Below are 17,017 nucleotides of genomic sequence, written 5' to 3' on the forward strand. Positions count from 1 at the left end.
GGGCGCGCGCGGATCGGAAAGTCGTCTCCTCCTCCGTGGCGGAGGTTGTGCGGGCGAGAGACGAGGGGTGGAATGCCGGTTCCCAGGAGGGTCCGCCAGGGGCGGACGCGGCGGTGCGCGGGCCAGCGCGCGTACCCGAGGGCTGGCCGCGCGCCGGAGGCCCGGCCGTGAGCGACGCCGCGCCGGCGCCGCCCCCCGTGGACCGGGACGGCTTCAACCGCATGATCCTGGCCATCGCCGCGCACGGCGACCGGGAGGCGTTCGCCGCCCTGTTCAAGCATTTCGCCCCCCGCCTGAAGACCTTCCTCATGCGCTCCGGCCTCTCCGCCACGGCGGCGGAGGAGATCGCCCAGGAGACCATGCTCAGCGTCTGGCGCAAGGCGGCCTATTTCGACCCGGCCAAGGCGGGGGCCGCCACCTGGATCTTCACCATCGCCCGCAACCTGAAGATCGACGCCCTGCGCCGCGAGCGCCCGGTGGCGCAACTGCCCTCCGACGCGGACGAGACGCCCGACGAGGCGCCGGACGGCGAGGCGCTGGTGCTCACCCAGGAGCGCGAGGCCAAGGTGCGCGCAGCGCTGGCCGCGCTGTCCGCCGAGCAGGCCCATATCGTCCGCCTGTCCTTCTTCCAGGACAAGCCCCACGTGCAGATCGCCGCGGAACTGGGGATTCCGCTCGGCACCGCCAAGTCCCGCGTGCGCCTTGCCCTGACGCGCCTGCGCACGCTGCTGGAAGACCTCGGATGACGCACATCCCGCACGACGACACCCTCGCCCGCTACGCCGCCGGCACACTGGAGCCCGGCCTCAGCCTGGTGGTGGAGACCCAGATCGAGCTGGCCCCCGCCGTCCGCGCCCGCCTCGCCGTGTTCCAGGCCGCCGCCGGCACCCTGCTCGCCGCCTTGCCGCCCGCCGACATGGCGGACGACGCGCTGGCCCGGGCGCTGGCCCGCCTCGACACCCCGCCCCCGCCCGCCCCCGCCGCGCCGCCGCCCCGCCAGGCCGCCGCCTTGCCGGACGGCGTGCGCCTGCCGCGCGCGCTCGCCCGCTGCACCACCGGCCGCTGGATCTGGATCGGCCCCGGCGTCCACTTCAGCCCGGTCGGCATCCCCGGCGCGCGGCGCGCCAGCGTCGGCCTCATCAAGGCCGCGCCGGGCCGCCACCTGCCGGACCACGGCCATCACGGCAGCGAGCTGACCCTGGTGCTCGACGGCAGCTTCTCCGATGCCGGCGGCCGCTACGGGCCGGGCGACGTGTGCGAGACCGACGAGAGCGTGGAGCACGCGCCCGTGGCCGACCCGCGCGAGGGCTGCGTCTGCCTCATCGCCATGGACGCGCCGCTGCGCCTCAAGGGCCTGCTCGGCCTGCTGCTGCGCCCGTTCACCGGCTGAGCGCCCGCGCCGGAAGCGCGGCTCAAGTCATCGGCCGGCGCCGGCGGCGCGGCCTCAAGGCAGTTGCACCGCCCCCCGCCGAGGGCTTACCACCCGCAGCAGGAGACCCCGCAGCAGGAGATCTGGGAGACGATGCCGTGAGCGAGCCCACCCTGGACCCGGCCGACTGGAGCGCGCTCGGCGCCATCTTCCACGCCGCCGTGGACGATGGCCTCGCCCATCTTCAGGACGCCCTCGACGCCCCGGTGTGGCTGGCCCCGCCGGAAGCCGCCAAGGCCGCGCTGCACGAGCCGCTGCCGCAGGCGCCGACCCCGGTGGCCGAGGTCTATGAGAGCTTCAAGGCCAATGTGCTGCCCTATGGCGTGGGCAACGTGCGCCCCGGCTTCTTCGGCTGGGTGCACGGCGCCGGCACCGCGGAGGGCGTGCTCGGCGACCTCATGGCCGCCTTCATGAACTGCAACGTGGGCGGGCGCGCCCACATGGCCAACGAGCTGGAGCACGTGGTGGTCGGCTGGTGCAAGGAGATCACCGGCCTGCCGGCGAGCGCCAGCGGCCTGCTCACCTCCGGCACCTCCATGGCCACCATCATTGCCCTCGCCGCCGCCCGCACCGCCCATGCGGACGGCGACATCGGCCGCGACGGCATGGCGGTGGCCGGCCGCGGCATGGTGGCCTACGGCTCCACCGAGGCCCACAGTTGCCTTGCCAAGGCGTTCGACCTGCTGGGCTTTGGCCGCGCCGCGCTGCGCCCGGTGCCGGTGAACGCCGCCCGCGAGATGGATTGCGACGCGCTGGAGGCGATGATCGCCGCCGACCGGGCCGCCGGGCTGAAGCCGTTCTGCGTCGCCGCCACCGTCGGCACGGTGAACACCGGCGCCATCGACGACCTCGCCCGCATCGCCGACATCTGCGAGCGGGAGGGCCTGTGGTTCCACGTGGACGCCGCCTTCGGCATCGGCGCCCTGTTCAGCGAAGCCCATCGCGCGAAGGCCGTGCCCATGGCGCGGGCGGCCTCCATCGCGTTCGATTTCCACAAATGGTTCCAGGTGCCCTATGACGCCGGCATCGTGCTGGTGCGCGACGCCAAGGCGCACTACGCCACCTTCGCCGGGCGCAAGGAATATCTCGCCACCTCCGAGCGCGGGCTGGCGGCGGGCGAGCCCTGGTTCTGCGACTACGGCCCCGAGCTGTCGCGCACCTTCCGCGCGCTGAAGGTGTGGTTCACGCTGAAGAGCCACGGGCTCGACGGCATCGCCGCCATCGTCAACAAGAACATCGCCCAGGCCGCCTATCTGGCCGGGCGCGTCGCCGCCGAGGCCCCGCGCCTGGAGCTGCTCGCCCCCACCAGCCTCAACATCGTCTGCTTCCGCTACATCGGCCCCGGCGACGCGGCGGCGGTGAACCGGCTGAACAAGGACATCGTGGCCGACCTCCAGGAGGCGGGCATCGCCGCCCCCTCCACCACCACGCTGAACGGCCTCACCGCCATCCGCGTCTGCCTGGTCAACCACCGCACCCGCCGGCAGGATCTGGACGCCTTCCTCGCCGGCGTGCTAGAGCTGGGCGCCCGGCGCGTCGCGGCGGCGGCCTGAGCCATGGCGCCCCCCGCCCCATCCCCCGCCCCATCCCCCGCCCAATCCCCCACGGTGCCGCGCGGCGCCCGCGTCACCTGCCTCGACGGGCTGCGCGGGGTGGCCGCCTGCGCGGTGGTGGCGTTCCATTTCCTCTATGCCTTCGCCCCCGGGGTGTTCGCCAAGGGGCGCACCGGCTTCGGCCTGTCCGACACGCCGCTGGCCGTGCTGTGGAACGGCCGCTTCTCGGTGGCCATCTTCTTCGTGCTCAGCGGCTTCGTGCTGGCCGCCTCCTGCCCGAGGACGCTGCGCGAGGCGCCGCTGCTGATCGCCCTGCGCTACCTGCGCCTCGCCATCCCCGCCCTCATCAGCTCCATCATCGCCTGGGCCTGGCTCACCGGCTTTCCCGACGCCGGGCGGGAGGTGCAGGCGCTGACCGGCAGCAGTTGGTTCCGCTGGACCTACCAGCCGCCCATCCCGCCGCTCTCCCAGGCCATGTGGGAAGGGGCCATCGGCACCTTCATCGAGGGCACCACGCGCTTCAACAACCCGCTCTGGACCATGCGCACCGAATTCCTCGGCTCGGTGCTGATCTATGGCGCCTATGCGCTGGTGCCGCAGCGCCGGCGCGCGCTCGCCATGGCCGCCGGCCTGCTGCCGCTGGTGCTGGCCGACCAGATCAGCCTTGCCGCCTTCTGCGCCGGCGCGCTGGTGTTCGAGGCGCGAAACCGCCTGCCCGCGCACACCGGCCTCGGGCTCGCGCTCGGCCTCGCCGGCCTCGTGCTCGGCGCCCCCCTCTCCGGCCATACGGCGGGAATGGGGATGGGCGACCTCGTGCTCTCCGTCCTCGGCAGCCCGGGCCTGAGTGAAATGGGCGCGACGCTCATCGTCCTGTCCATCCTGATGACGCCGGCCCTGCGCGCCATGTTCGAGCGCCCGCTGCTGCAACGGCTGGGCGAACTCTCCTTCCCGCTCTATCTGGTGCATGTGCCGCTGATCTGCGGCCCGGCCTGCGCGATCTTCCTCCATTTCGCGCCCATGGGTTCGCTCGGGCTGGCGCTGCTGTTCGCGCTCACCGCCACGGCCGCGCTGGCGCTGGCCATCCCCTTCCTGCTGCTGGTGGAGCGACCCGTGCTTTCGGGCCTGCGCGCATTGCGCACACGCGGAAAGGCACGGCTCGCGGCGCTTTGAAGCGGCGGGCGGCGCGCAAAGCCTTGCCCTTCGCCTTCGCGCCTGCGAGAAGAGCCCGATCATGATCGTGCTCGACGACATTTCCCTGCGCATCGCAGGCCGCCTGTTGCTGGACCACGCCTCCGCCGCCCTGCCGGAGAATGCGCGCGTGGGCGTCGTCGGCCGCAATGGCGCGGGCAAGACCACGCTGTTCAAGGCGCTGATGGGCGAACTGGAGCTGGAGAGCGGCTCCGTGCGCCTGCCCAACCGCACCCGCATCGGCCGGGTGGCGCAGGAGGCCCCCGCCGGGCCGGACAGCCTGCTGGAGCGCGTGCTGGCCGCCGACACCGAGCGCGCCGCGCTGCTGGAAGAAAAGAAGACCGCCAGCGATCCGCACCGCATCGCCGAGATCGAGATCCGGCTGGTGGACATCGACGCCCATTCCGCGCCCTCGCGGGCGGCGCGCATCCTCTCCGGCCTCGGCTTCGACGAGCAGGCGCAGGCGCGCGCCTGCGCCGAATTCTCCGGCGGCTGGCGCATGCGCGTGGCGCTGGCGGCGCTGCTGTTCACCGAGCCGGACCTGCTGCTGCTGGACGAGCCGACCAACTATCTGGATCTCGAAGGCACGCTGTGGCTCCAGGACTATCTGGCCAGCTATCCGCGCACGGTCGTGCTCATCAGCCATGACCGCGACCTCCTGGACACGTCGGTGGACCACATCCTCCACGTCTTCAACAGCAAGCTGACCCTTTATCGCGGCGGCTATACCCAGTTCGACCGCCAGCGCCGCGAGCGGATGCTCCAGGACCAGAAGGCGCGCAAGAAATCCGAGGCGCAGCGCGCCCACATGGAGGCGTTCGTCGCCCGCTTCCGCGCCAAGGCCACCAAGGCCAAGCAGGCGCAATCCCGCCTCAAGGCGCTGGCCCGCATGGAGCCCTTGGCCGACGAGATCGGCGAGGCGCCCGCCCACATCACCATCCGCCACCCGGACAAGCTGCTCTCCCCGCCCATCGTCGTCTTCAACGACGTGAACGTGGGCTATGTGGAGGGCAAGCCGATCCTGCGCGGGCTGAACCTGCGCATCGACGAGGATGACCGCATCGCCTTGCTGGGGCCGAACGGCAACGGCAAGTCCACCTTCGCCAAGCTTCTGGCAGACCGGCTGAAGCCGCAGCACGGCAACGTGGTGCGCGCCGACAAGCTGGAGATCGCCTATCTGGCCCAGCATCAGGTGGACGAGCTGCGCGTCGGCGAAAGCCCGGTGGAGCATGTGCGCCGCCTGATGCCGGATGCCCCCGAGGCGCGGGTGCGGGCGCGGGCCGCCGAGATGGGCTTCTCCGCCGCCGCCGGCGACACCAAGGTGGCGCAGCTCTCCGGCGGCGAGAAGGCGCGGCTGCTGCTGGGCCTTGCCTGCTTCCACGGCCCGCACATGCTGATCCTGGACGAGCCCACCAACCATCTGGACATCGAGGCCAGGGCGGCGCTCATCACCGCCATCAACGACTTTCCCGGCGCGGTCATCCTGGTCTCGCACGACCGGCATTTGCTGGAAGCCTGCGCCGAGCGCCTGTGGGTGGTCGGCAACGGCGCGGTGAAGCCCTATGACGGCGACCTCGACCAGTATCGCTCCGAGGTGCTGGGCAAGGCCGGGCGCATGACGGGGGACGGGCGCAAGGACAAGGCGCGCGCGGCCGAGGACGCGGCGGACGGCGAGAACGCCGCCCTCGCCCCCTTGCAGAAGCGGGCCCGCGAGCTGGAGGCGCAGATCGCCAAGTGCGAGAAGGACATCGCCGCCATCGACAAGCGCCTCGCCGACCCGAAGATCGAGAAGTTTCCCAACGACGCCGCCCGCCTGAAGCGCCAGCGCGAGGAGGCCCTCGCCGCCATGGCCAAGGCGGAGGAAGACTGGCTGGAGGCCAGCGCCGAGATCGAGGCACTGGGGGCGTAGGGACGGGGCGCCGCCCCCTCCCGGTGAGCCGCGCGCCCGGTTGAGCGGCCGCTCATCTCCTGATCGCCGGCGGCATGCGCCGGACCGGCGCTGCCGGGCGCCGCGCACGGGTGCGCCCGGCACTCAGCCGGCTTCGGCGGGAAACGCCACGCCCCGGCCGAGCGCCACCACCACGCCCTCGTTGGCCCGCAGGGCAAGCTCGCCCGCCACCGCCTCATCCACCCGGTCGCACAAGGTGGATTGCAGGATCTGCCCGGCGAGGCCGTCGAAGGCGGCGAGCAGGGGCTCGCCGCCCAGATTGAGCGCGACGAGGAGGCGCTCGTCCTGCGCCTCGCGGCCATAGACCAGCAGGTTGCCGGTGGCCGCCACCGGGCGATAGGCGCCGACGGCGAGGGCGGGGTGGGCGCGGCGCAGGCTCAGCAGGGCGTGGGTGAGCGCGTACATTCCATGCGATGACACACGGTGTTGCATCACGTTAATTTCGGGGAAGTTCGTGTCCAAAGGCAGCCACGGTGTCACATCGCTGAACCCGCCATTGGCGGACGCATCCCATGGCATGGGGGTGCGCACCCCGTCCCGCCCGAGCCCCAGGCCGGGCAGGTTCTTCTCCCACGGATCCTGCACCTTGTCGGCCGGAATGGGCACGGTCGTCATGCCGATTTCATCGCCATAATAAAGGGTTGGCGTACCGCGCAGGGTCAGGAGCAGCATCTGCGCCACCCGCGCCTGGTCCGGCCCCAGCCGGCTCGCCACCCGCGGCCGGTCGTGATTGCCCAGCACCCAATTGGGCCAGCCGCCCGGCGGCAGGGCTTTTTCATAGCGGGCAATGAGATCCGCCACCGCCCGAGCCTCCCATGCTACCTCCAAAAGGGCGAAGTTGAAGGGCAGGTGGGCGCCGTCGAGATTGGCCCCATAATACGCGCCAAGCCGTTCCACCGGCAGGTAGATTTCGCCGATGAGCACACGGTCGTCATAGCCGTCCACCACCTTCCGCAGGCCGGCTATGACGGTATGGACTTCCGCCAGATCGGTGGTGTGGACCGGCAGCAGCCGCCGGTAGGGGTTCATGCCCGGGCGATAGTCCGGATCGGGCGGGTTGTCGCGAAAATCCTTGTCCTTCAACAGGTGCCAGATCACATCCACCCGGAATCCCGCCACCCCGCGATCCAGCCAGAAGCGCATCGCCTTGTGGATCGCCTGGGCCACTTCGGGGTTGCGCCAGTTGAGGTCGGGCTGGCTGGCGAGGAAGGCGTGGTAATAGTATTGTCCGGTATTCTCGTCGTATTCCCAGGCACTTCCGCCGAATTCCGACAGCCAGTTGTTGGGCGGCCCGCCATCCGGCGCCGGGTCGCGCCAGATATACCAGTCGCGCCGGGGATGGGTCCGCGACGTCCGCGCCTCCCGGAACCAGGGGTGCTGGTCGGAGGTATGGTTGGGCACCAGGTCGAGGATCACCTTGAGATTGCGTGCCCCCGCCTCCGCCATCAGCCGGTCGAAGTCGTCGAGCGTGCCGAACAGCGGGTCGATTCCCTCATAATCTGCAACGTCATAGCCAAAATCGGCCATGGGCGAGGGATAGATGGGCGAGATCCAGACCGCATCCACTCCCAGCTCTTCCAGATAGCCGAGCCGGCGACGGATGCCCTCCAGATCGCCCACCCCGTCACCATTGCTGTCCTGGAACGAGCGCGGATAGACCTGATAGATCACGCCTTTCTGCCACCACAAAGGCTCGCGCCCCGGCCCCGCCCCCGCGCTCTCCCGATCCGCCACGCCGTCCTCCCCTTGCTCCGGGCTGGCATCCTGCGCCCCGCCGACGACACGCCCGCGACCCTGATCCGCGCGTGTCGCATCATCGATAACATACGGTGGCTGAAGGGGTTCCCCCGGGCGACCTTGAGCACGGCGTTTCCAGGCAGGCGGGGGAACCCTCGGCCAGCTGCCGCGTTGAGCCGGTGGAGGGGACCGCCCGGCGGCACGCGTCGGCGGCGACGCGCCTCTTCGTCACCCGCCACGACGAGTGCCATGCAGATCCTGCGCGCCCCCTTTTCCCATGCCCCTTCCGCCGGTCTGGCCGCGCCCCTGCCGCGGCTCTATCTCGTGCACCCGCTCTGGCTCGACGGCCTCGATGCCTTCGGTGCGGCCTGCGACCATGCCGCCGGCCTCGGCTTCAACGGCATCCTGCTGGCGCCGCCCTTCGCCACCGGCCGCGGCGGCAACATCTTCCTGACCGCCGACCACGACCGCCTGAACGCCGCCTTCGGCACCGAGGCCGACGCGGTGGACGGCCTCGCCGCGCTGGTCGGCCACGCCCGCAGCCGCGGGCTCGACCTCCATCTGGACCTGGTGGTGGACCGCGTCGCCGCCGACGGCCTGCTGCCGGCGCTGGAGGGCGGCTGGTTCCTGCCGGCCGAGGCCGCCGAGGCGGCGCCCGACCCGCGCCGGCCCGAGCGTCAGCGCGACGCCGCCCTGCTGGCCCTCGACCAGCCCGACGTCGCCATCGCCGCGGGCCGCTATTTCGCCGAGTTGGTCGCCCAATGGACCGCCGCCGGAGTGCGCGGATACCGCTGCGACGCTCCCCATCGGGTCCCTGCGGCGGTGTGGGCCGAGGTGATCGGCGCCGGCCGCCTCACCCGGCCCGACACGCGGTTTCTCGCCTGGACGCCCGGCGTTCCGGCCGAAGCGGTGGCCGCCCTCGCCGGCATCGGCTTCGACGGCGCGTTCGCCTCCACCGCCTGGTGGGACTTCCGCAAGCCCTGGATGGGCGAGGAACTGGAACGGCTGCACGGCCTCGGCGCCGCCTTGGGCTGCCCCGAGACGCCGTTCGGGCCGCGCCTGTCGGCGCATCTGCCTCTGCCCGCCCATGGGGAAATCCCGCATCGGCGGGCGCTCGACTTCAGCGCCGCCATCGGCGACGGCCTGCTGGTGCCGGCCGGCTTCGAATATGGCGCCCGCGACCCGCTCGACCCGGCGCGCGGGTCGCCGTCCGACCTCGCCTTCGCCCGCGAGACCGCCCCGTTCGACCTCGGCCCCGCCATCCGCGCCGCCAACGCCCGCCTCGCCGCCCGGGCCGGAGCCGCCGCGGGGCCCTGGCGCCCGGCCTCGGCGCCCGGCGCCGACGCGCCGGCCTTCGCGCGGATGGAAGGCGACGGCGCCGCCCTGGTCCTGGCCAATGCCCTGGTGGATGCCCGCACCACGGTGGACGGCATGGCGATCCTGCCGCGCGCCCTGGGCTTCGGCCGTTTCATGAGCCCGGACGGCCACATGCTCTCGCCCGCCGCGCCCGCCGACCTCGGGCTGGGGCAGGTGATCCGCTTCACCTCCGCGGCGCTCCCGCCGATCCTGGAAGGCCGGATCGGGCGAGACGCTGCACGCGCCGCGGCCGAAGCGCCCCGCCTTGCCATCGAGGCGGTGACGCCCGCCGTGGACGGCGGCGCCTTTCCGGTCAGGCGCCTTCTCGGCGAGCGGGTCCGCGTCGAGGCGGACGTGGTGACGGACGGGCATGACGCCATCGCCGTGGCACTGCTCTGGCGGCCGGCGGATGCCCCGGACTGGGCCGAAATCCCCATGACCGCGCTGGGCAATGACCGCTATGCGGGGGAATTCCCGCTGGAGCGCCTGGGGCGGCACGTCTTCACCATCGCCGCCTGGCGCGACGCCTTCGGCACCTTCCACCACGAGTTGGACGCCAAGGTGAAAGCGGGCATCCCCGTCGACCTGGAGATCCGCGAGGGTGCCGCGCTGGTCGCCCAGGCCAGCGCGGCCGAGGACACCGCCGGCGCGCTGGCGACGCTACAGGACCGGATGGCCCGCGCCACGCCCGAGCAGCAGCGCGACATCCTGCTGGCGGACGACACCGTTCGCCTCATGCGCACCACCCGCGAACGTCCCTTCCTGTCTCAGCATCCGACGCATTTCGGCGTCGATGCCGAGCGCCAGGGCGCGGCGTTTGCGAGCTGGTACGAGATCTTCCCCCGCTCCACCAGCGGCGATCCCACGCGGCACGGCACCTTCGACGACGTGATCGCCGACCTGCCGCGCATCCGCGACATGGGCTTCGACGTGCTGTATTTTCCGCCCATCCATCCCATCGGCAGGCAGAATCGCAAAGGCCGCGACAACAGCCTGACGCCGGGCCCCGACGATCCGGGCAGCCCTTACGCCATCGGTTCCAGCGACGGCGGCCACACCGACATCCACCCGCAGCTCGGCACGGCCGAGGACTTCCTGCGCCTCGTTGCGGCCGCGCGGGCACATGGGCTTGAGATCGCGCTCGATTTCGCCATCCAGTGCGCGCCCGACCACCCCTGGCTCGCCCAGCATCCCGGCTGGTTCGCCTACCGGCCCGACGGCTCGATCCGCTATGCGGAGAATCCGCCGAAGAAGTACCAGGACATCGTCAACGTCGACTTCTACGCGAAGGACGCGGTGCCCGACCTGTGGCTCGCTCTGCGCGACGTGGTGATCCACTGGATCGACCAGGGCGTGCGCCTGTTCCGGGTGGACAATCCCCACACCAAGCCGCTGCCGTTCTGGCAATGGCTGATCGCCGACGTGCGCGGGCGCTATCCCGACACCGTATTCCTGGCGGAAGCCTTCACCCGCCCGAAGATGATGCTTCGCCTCGCCAAGATCGGCTTCTCCCAGTCGTACAGCTATTTCACCTGGCGCAACACGAAGGCGGAATTGACCAGCTATCTGGAGGAATTGCGCCAACCGCCGGCGAGCGACGTCTACCGCCCGCACTTTTTCGTCACGACGCCGGACATCAATCCCTACTACCTCCAGACTTCAGGTCGCGGCGGCTTCCTCGCCCGCGCGGCGCTGGCGGCGACCCTGTCGGGCCTGTGGGGCGTGTTCTCCGGCTTCGAGCTGTGCGAGGCCGCCGCCGTTCCGGGCAAGGAGGAATACGTCGCCTCCGACAAATACGAGATCCGCGCCCGCGACTATGCCGCGCCCGGCAACATCGTGGCGGAAATCACCAAGCTGAACCGCATCCGCCGCGAGAACCCGGCGCTGCACACCCACACCTCCGTCCTCTTCCTCAATGCCTGGAACGACCACGTGCTCGCTTTCGCCAAGGCCACGCCCAGTCGCGACAACCTCCTGGTCGTCGCCGTCAACCTCGATCCCCATGCGGTGCAGGCAGCGGATTTCGAGATCCCACTCTGGGAGCTCGGCCTGCCCGATGATGCCGCCGTCGAGGTGGAGGACCTGATGGGCGAGACGCGCTTCCGCTGGACCGGCAAGGTGCAGCACGTGCGGCTCGACCCCGCCGTGCTTCCCTTCGCCATCTGGCGCCTCTCCAAGGCGGAGGGCTGAGCCATGGATGCCATGCGCGCAGGCGACGATCCGCTCTGGTACAAGGACGCGGTTATCTATCAGATGCATATCAAGTCGTTTTTCGATTCCAACAATGACGGCATCGGCGACTTTCCCGGCCTCATCTCCAAGCTCGACTACATCGCCGAGCTGGGCGCCGACACCATATGGCTGCTGCCCTTCTATCCCTCGCCGCGCCGCGACGATGGCTACGACATCTCGCTCTACGAGGGCGTGTCACCGGACTACGGCACCATGGAGGATGCCCGCCGCTTCATCGACGCCGCGCACGCGCGGGGCCTCAGGGTCATCACCGAGCTGGTGATCAACCACACCTCCGACCAGCATCCCTGGTTCCAGCGGGCGCGTCACGCGCCGAAGGGCTCGCCGGAGCGCAATTACTACGTCTGGGCCGACGACGACCAGGGCTATGCCGGCACCCGCATCATCTTCCTCGACACCGAGAAATCCAACTGGACCTTCGACCCGGTGGCCGGCCAGTATTTCTGGCACCGCTTCTATTCGCACCAGCCGGACCTGAATTTCGATAATCCCGAAGTGCTGGACCAGGTGCTCTCCGTCATGCGCTTCTGGCTCGACCTGGGCGTGGACGGGCTCCGGCTCGACGCGGTGCCCTACCTGATCGAGCGCGACGGCACCTCCAACGAGAACCTGGCCGAGACGCACGACATCCTGAGGCAGATCCGCGCCCATCTCGACGCGAACTATTCCGGGCGCATGCTGCTGGCGGAGGCCAACATGTGGCCCGAGGACGCCCAGCAATATTTCGGCGCGGATGCCGACGAATGCCACATGTCGTTCCACTTTCCGCTGATGCCGCGCATGTACATGGCCATCGCGAAAGAAGACCGCTTCCCCATCACCGACATCCTGCGCCAGACACCGGAGATTCCGGAAAGCTGCCAGTGGGCCATCTTCCTGCGCAACCATGATGAGCTGACGCTCGAGATGGTGACGGATTCCGAGCGCGACTATCTGTGGAGCGTCTATGCCGCCGACCGAAGGGCGCGCCTCAACCTCGGCATCCGCCGCCGCCTCGCGCCGCTGCTGGAACGCGACCGGCGTCGCATCGAGCTGATGAACGGCCTGCTGCTCACCATGCCCGGCACGCCGGTGATCTATTATGGCGACGAGATCGGCATGGGCGACAACATCCATCTGGGCGACCGCGACGGGGTGCGCACGCCCATGCAATGGTCGCCGGACCGCAACGGCGGCTTCTCCAGGGCCGACCCGGAGCAACTGGTGCTGCCTCCCATCCAGGATCCGCTCTACGGCTATTTCGCGCTGAATGTGGAAGCCCAGCTGCGCGACCCTCACTCGCTGCTCAACTGGACACGGCAGATGCTCGCCATAAGGCGACGCCACAAGGCGTTCGGCCGCGGCACGTTCCGCCTGCTCTATCCGGGTAACCGCAAGATCCTCGCCTATCTGCGCGAATATGAGGACGAGGCGATCCTCTGCGTCGCAAATCTCTCGCACACCTTGCAGGCGGTGGAGCTGGAGCTGCAGGAATTCGAGCATCGCGTGCCGGTGGCCATGGTGGGCGCGACACCCTTCCCGCCCGTCGGCCGGCTGCCCTATCTGCTCACCATCCCGCCGTTCGGCATGTATGCCTTCCAGCTCTCCCGCGAGGTGGCCGAGCCGAGCTGGCACAGCCCGCCGCCGTCGCAATTGCCGGAGTTCACCACACTGGTGCTGCGCAACGGGCTCGTGGAGGCGGTCTCGGCCAAGCATCGCGCGCTGATCGAGAACGAGGCCCTGCCGGCCTATCTTCGCCGCCGGCGCTGGTTTGCCTCGAAGAACGAGAAGATCGGCGGCGCCCGCCTCGCGCTCACCGCGGGCATGCCCGGCACGGAGAAGGACTTCCAGTTCGCCGACATCGAGGTGAACGTGGGCGGGCGGACCGAGCATTACGCCATGCCACTCACCATCGTGTGGGAGGACCAGCAGCCGGCCGCGCTCGTCACCCAGCTGGCCCTCACCCGCGTGCGCCAGGGGCGGCGGGTCGGCTATCTCACCGATGCGCTCACGTCCGATGCCCTGCCCCACGCGCTCGTCCGGGCGCTCCGGCGTCAGGCGGCGATGCCGCTGCCGGATGGCGGCGAACTGCGCTTCGTGCCGACCCACAAGCTGGCGGAGATGGAGATCCCCGCCGACGCGCCGATCCAGCGCACGGCGGCCGAACAGTCGAACTCCACCATCATCATCGGCAGCGTCGCGGTCATCAAGGTGGTCCGCCGCACCCTCTACGGCATGCACCCCGAATCCGAGATGGCGCGCTACCTCACCGAGCAGGGCTACCAGAACACGGCGCCGCTGCTGGGCGAGGTGGTTCGCATCGCGCCGGACGGCACCCCGGCGGTGCTCGGCCTGATGCTCGGCTTCGTCAGCAACCAGGGTGATGCCTGGTCCTGGACGCTGGATCAGCTGCGCCGGGCTCTCGATGCCACCGAGGCGATGCCGCAGGAGGCCGAGCATCTGTTCGAGGAACAGATCTCCGGCATCACGCCGTTCGTGCGCGGGCTCGGCCGACGACTGGCGGAGCTGCACGAAGTGCTGGCCCGGCCGACCGCGAATCCGGATTTCGCGCCGGGCACCGCGACAGCGGAGGATGCCCGGCGCTGGAGCGAGGACATCGCGGCGGAAATGACCGCCGCGCTGGACACCCTGGCCGAGACCACATCCTGGCCCGACGCGGACACGCAGACCATCGCGCGCAGCATCCTGGACGTCCGGCCGGCGCTGCTGGCGGCGGTCCAGCGCCTCGCCGCCGGGGCGGAGGGCGCGGCCATGACGCGCATCCATGGCGACTTCCACCTGGGCCAGATCCTGGTCTCCGGTGGAGACGCCTACATTATCGACTTCGAGGGCGAGCCGCGCCGTTCCATTCCCGAACGCCGCATGAAGTCCAGTCCCTGGCGCGACGTGGCCGGACTTTTGCGCTCGCTCGACTATGCCACTGCCACCCTGTCCATGGGCGCGCCGGACCAGGCTTCCTGGTCCGGCGGCCCGCAGCGGACGGACCTGCTGCGCCGCTTCAAGGTTCGCGCCGCCCGCACCTTCCTCGGCGGCTATGTGGAAGGCGGCGGACCGGCCACCTCCATCGACCGCGCTCTGCTCGATCTCTTCCTGCTGGAGAAGGCAGCCTATGAGATCGCCTATGAGGCCGCCAACCGCCCCGGCTGGATGGGCTTGCCCGTGCGCGGCCTGCATGGCCTTGCCGTTCGCCTTGCCGGTGCCGCCGAGCTGGAGGAGGACGCGGAGCTGGAGGGGGTCTCGCCATGAGGTCCACCACGCCGTCCGCTTTCGACCGCGCCCATTCCCATTACGGAGACCTGCCATGACCATAGCGGAGCGCTTCGCGACCGATCTCATCCTTGATGAGGGCGCGCTCAAGGCCCTGGTTGACGGGCGGCACGGCGATCCGTTCGGCCTTCTCGGGCCGCATCGCCTGGAAGGCGGAACGGTGGTGCGCACCTTCCAGCCGGGCGCCCGCGCCGTGGAGGTTCTGGAAGGCGGCTCGGGCCGCGCGCTGATGCCGCTCCAGCAGGTCCATCCCGCCGGCGTGTTCGCCGGGCGGCTGCCCGAGCGCACCGCGGCGCGCGGTCGCGCCGACGCGATGCCGCACTACGTGCTCGCGATCACATGGCCCGACGGCAGCATCCAGGAGACCGAGGATCCCTACTCCTTCGCCCCGCTGCTCGGAGAACTCGACCTCTATCTGCTGGCGGAAGGGACCCATCTTGGCATCTCCGAGGTGCTGGGGGCCCATGCCACCACGGTCGAGGGCGTTCCCGGCGTGCGCTTCGCCGTCTGGGCGCCCAACGCGCGGCGCGTTTCGGTGGTCGGGGAGTTCAACGGCTGGGATGGAAGGCGCCACCCCATGCGCCATCGCCACGCGGGCGGCATCTGGGAGCTGTTCCTGCCCCGCCTCGGCCCCGGCACGCGCTACAAATACGAGATCATCGCCCGCGACGGCACGCCACTGCCGCTGAAGGCCGATCCCGTCGCGCGGGCGGCGGAGCTGCCGCCCGCCACCGCCTCCATCGTCGCCGATCCCACGCCCTTCCACTGGAGCGATGCGGCATGGATGGCCGGGCGCGCCGAGCGCCAGTCGGCCGAGGCGCCGCTCTCCATCTACGAGGTGCATCCCGGCTCGTGGATGCGCGTCCACGAGGACGGCTGGCGCAGCCCGGACTGGGCAGAGCTGGGCGACCGCCTCATCCCCTATGCCGCCGAGATGGGCTTTACCCATATTGAGCTAATGCCCATCATGGAGCATCCCTTCGGCGGCTCCTGGGGCTACCAGCCGCTCGGCATGTTTGCCCCCACCTCCCGCTTCGGCACGCCGCACGCCTTCGCCCGCTTTATCGACCGTTGCCACGAGGCCGGCATCGGCGTGCTGCTGGATTGGGTTCCGGCGCACTTCCCCAGCGATGCGCACGGCCTCGCCCGGTTCGACGGAACGGCGCTCTACGAACATGCGGACCCCCGGGAAGGCTTCCACCACGACTGGAATACGCTGATCTACAATTTCGGACGCTCGGAGGTTTCCGGCTTCCTCGTGGCGAGCGCGCTGGAATGGCTGCGGCACTTCCATATCGACGGGCTGCGGGTCGATGCGGTGGCCTCGATGCTGTACCGCGACTATTCCCGCAAGCCCGGTGAATGGGTGCCGAACATCCATGGCGGACGGGAGAATCTGGAGGCTGTCGCCTTCCTGCGGCGGCTCAACGACGTGGTCCATATGGAAGCGCCCGGAGCCATCGTCATCGCCGAGGAGAGCACCGCCTGGCCGGGCGTGACGGCGCCGGTTGAGGTCGGCGGGCTGGGCTTCTCCTTCAAGTGGAACATGGGGTGGATGCACGACACCCTGCGCTACATCGGCCATGAGAGCATTCACCGCCGCTATCATCACCACGACATGACGTTCGGCCTCGTCTACGCCTTCTCCGAGCGCTTCATCCTGCCGATCTCCCATGACGAGGTGGTGCACGGCAAGGGCTCGCTGCTGGCCCGCATGCCGGGCGACGAATGGCAGCGCATGGCCAACATGCGCGCCTATCTCGGCTTCATGTGGGGCCACCCTGGCAAGAAGCTGCTGTTCATGGGCTGCGAGATCGCCCAGCCGCACGAATGGAACCACGACGGCGAGATCGCCTGGGACCTGCTGGACCAGCCGTTCCACCGCGGCATGCAGAAGTTGGTGCGCGACCTCAACGCCTGCTATGCGGCGCACCCCGCCCTTCATCGGCGCGACGCCACGCCGGACGGCTTCGCCTGGATCGTCGGCGACGACGTGGACAATTCGGTCTTCGCCTTCTTCCGTCTCGCACCGGACGCCCCGCCGGTGCTGGTGGTCAGCAACATGACGCCGGTGCCGCGCCAAGCCTATCGCATCGGCGTGCCGGTGGGCGGCTGGTGGGCCGAAGCGGTGAATACGGATGCCGGCGATTACGGCGGCGCCGGAATGGGCAACCTGGGCGGCATCGCGGCGGATGCGCAGGAGAGCCACGGCCAACCGCACAGCCTCGTCCTCACTCTGCCGCCGCTCTCGACCCTGTTCCTGACACCACAGGTGTCATGAGAGGC

The 17,017-nt window shown here is 70.2% G+C and carries 9 protein-coding genes; 8 read left to right on the top strand and 1 reads right to left on the bottom strand.

Features of this window, described 5'->3' with window-relative positions; all coding sequences use genetic code 11:
• Positions 1–221: 221 nt before the first annotated feature.
• The 5 genes from YU1_RS0119615 to YU1_RS0119635 all read left to right on the top strand — a co-directional run bounded on the left by YU1_RS0119615 (position 222) and on the right by YU1_RS0119635 (position 6,079).
• Positions 222–746 carry a sigma-70 family RNA polymerase sigma factor gene (locus YU1_RS0119615; protein WP_051357055.1) on the top strand — a complete coding sequence of 175 codons (525 nt, stop codon included), beginning with the start codon at positions 222–224 and terminating at the stop codon, positions 744–746.
• Entirely contained in the window at positions 743–1,390 is a 648-nt protein-coding gene (locus tag YU1_RS0119620) for a ChrR family anti-sigma-E factor (RefSeq protein ID WP_029005541.1), read from the top strand. The genes YU1_RS0119615 and YU1_RS0119620 overlap by 4 nt, the downstream gene beginning before the upstream one ends.
• 137 nt (positions 1,391–1,527) lie before the next feature.
• A complete protein-coding gene (locus YU1_RS30255) occupies positions 1,528–2,982 on the top strand; it encodes a pyridoxal phosphate-dependent decarboxylase family protein (RefSeq protein ID WP_245263387.1) in 1,455 nt (484 codons plus the stop codon).
• A gap of 3 nt (positions 2,983–2,985) precedes the next feature.
• On the top strand, positions 2,986–4,152 hold the full coding sequence (locus YU1_RS0119630; RefSeq protein ID WP_084539987.1) for an acyltransferase family protein: 1,167 nt from the start codon (positions 2,986–2,988) through the stop codon (positions 4,150–4,152).
• Between the two features lie 61 nt (positions 4,153–4,213).
• Positions 4,214–6,079: an ABC-F family ATP-binding cassette domain-containing protein gene (locus tag YU1_RS0119635; RefSeq protein WP_029005543.1), complete on the top strand. Its 1,866-nt coding sequence runs from the start codon at positions 4,214–4,216 to the stop codon at positions 6,077–6,079.
• 123 nt (positions 6,080–6,202) lie between these two features.
• Here YU1_RS0119635 and YU1_RS0119640 read toward each other — a convergent pair whose 3' ends face one another.
• Complete coding sequence (locus tag YU1_RS0119640; protein WP_245263388.1) at positions 6,203–7,852, bottom strand: alpha-amylase family glycosyl hydrolase; 1,650 nt, start codon at positions 7,850–7,852, stop codon at positions 6,203–6,205.
• A 252-nt stretch (positions 7,853–8,104) separates the two neighbouring features.
• Between YU1_RS0119640 and YU1_RS30260 the strand changes: the two genes are divergently transcribed.
• The 3 genes from YU1_RS30260 to glgB are packed head-to-tail and all read left to right on the top strand — an operon-like array spanning position 8,105 to position 17,012.
• Positions 8,105–11,401, top strand: a complete 3,297-nt coding sequence (locus tag YU1_RS30260) for a maltotransferase domain-containing protein (protein ID WP_035715986.1) — start codon at positions 8,105–8,107, stop codon at positions 11,399–11,401.
• A 3-nt stretch (positions 11,402–11,404) separates the two neighbouring features.
• Positions 11,405–14,710, top strand: coding sequence for a maltose alpha-D-glucosyltransferase (gene treS, locus YU1_RS30265; RefSeq protein WP_035715988.1), 3,306 nt, complete (start codon positions 11,405–11,407; stop codon positions 14,708–14,710).
• Between the two features lie 55 nt (positions 14,711–14,765).
• Positions 14,766–17,012: a 1,4-alpha-glucan branching protein GlgB gene (gene glgB, locus YU1_RS0119655; RefSeq protein ID WP_029005545.1), complete on the top strand. Its 2,247-nt coding sequence runs from the start codon at positions 14,766–14,768 to the stop codon at positions 17,010–17,012.
• Positions 17,013–17,017 lie beyond the last annotated feature (5 nt).

It is taken from the genome of Azorhizobium doebereinerae UFLA1-100, assembly GCF_000473085.1.
GTDB lineage: Bacteria > Pseudomonadota > Alphaproteobacteria > Rhizobiales > Xanthobacteraceae > Azorhizobium > Azorhizobium doebereinerae.

Bases quoted from the DNA above. Each gene is read 5' to 3' on its own strand.
- YU1_RS0119615 (WP_051357055.1), top strand. From the start codon at position 222: ATGATCCTGGCCATCGCCGCGCACGGCGACCGGGAGGCGTTCGCCGCC.
- YU1_RS30260 (WP_035715986.1), top strand. From the start codon at position 8,105: ATGCAGATCCTGCGCGCCCCCTTTTCCCATGCCCCTTCCGCCGGTCTG.
- YU1_RS0119630 (WP_084539987.1), top strand. From the start codon at position 2,986: ATGGCGCCCCCCGCCCCATCCCCCGCCCCATCCCCCGCCCAATCCCCC.
- treS (WP_035715988.1), top strand. From the start codon at position 11,405: ATGGATGCCATGCGCGCAGGCGACGATCCGCTCTGGTACAAGGACGCG.
- YU1_RS0119635 (WP_029005543.1), top strand. From the start codon at position 4,214: ATGATCGTGCTCGACGACATTTCCCTGCGCATCGCAGGCCGCCTGTTG.
- glgB (WP_029005545.1), top strand. From the start codon at position 14,766: ATGACCATAGCGGAGCGCTTCGCGACCGATCTCATCCTTGATGAGGGC.
- YU1_RS0119620 (WP_029005541.1), top strand. From the start codon at position 743: ATGACGCACATCCCGCACGACGACACCCTCGCCCGCTACGCCGCCGGC.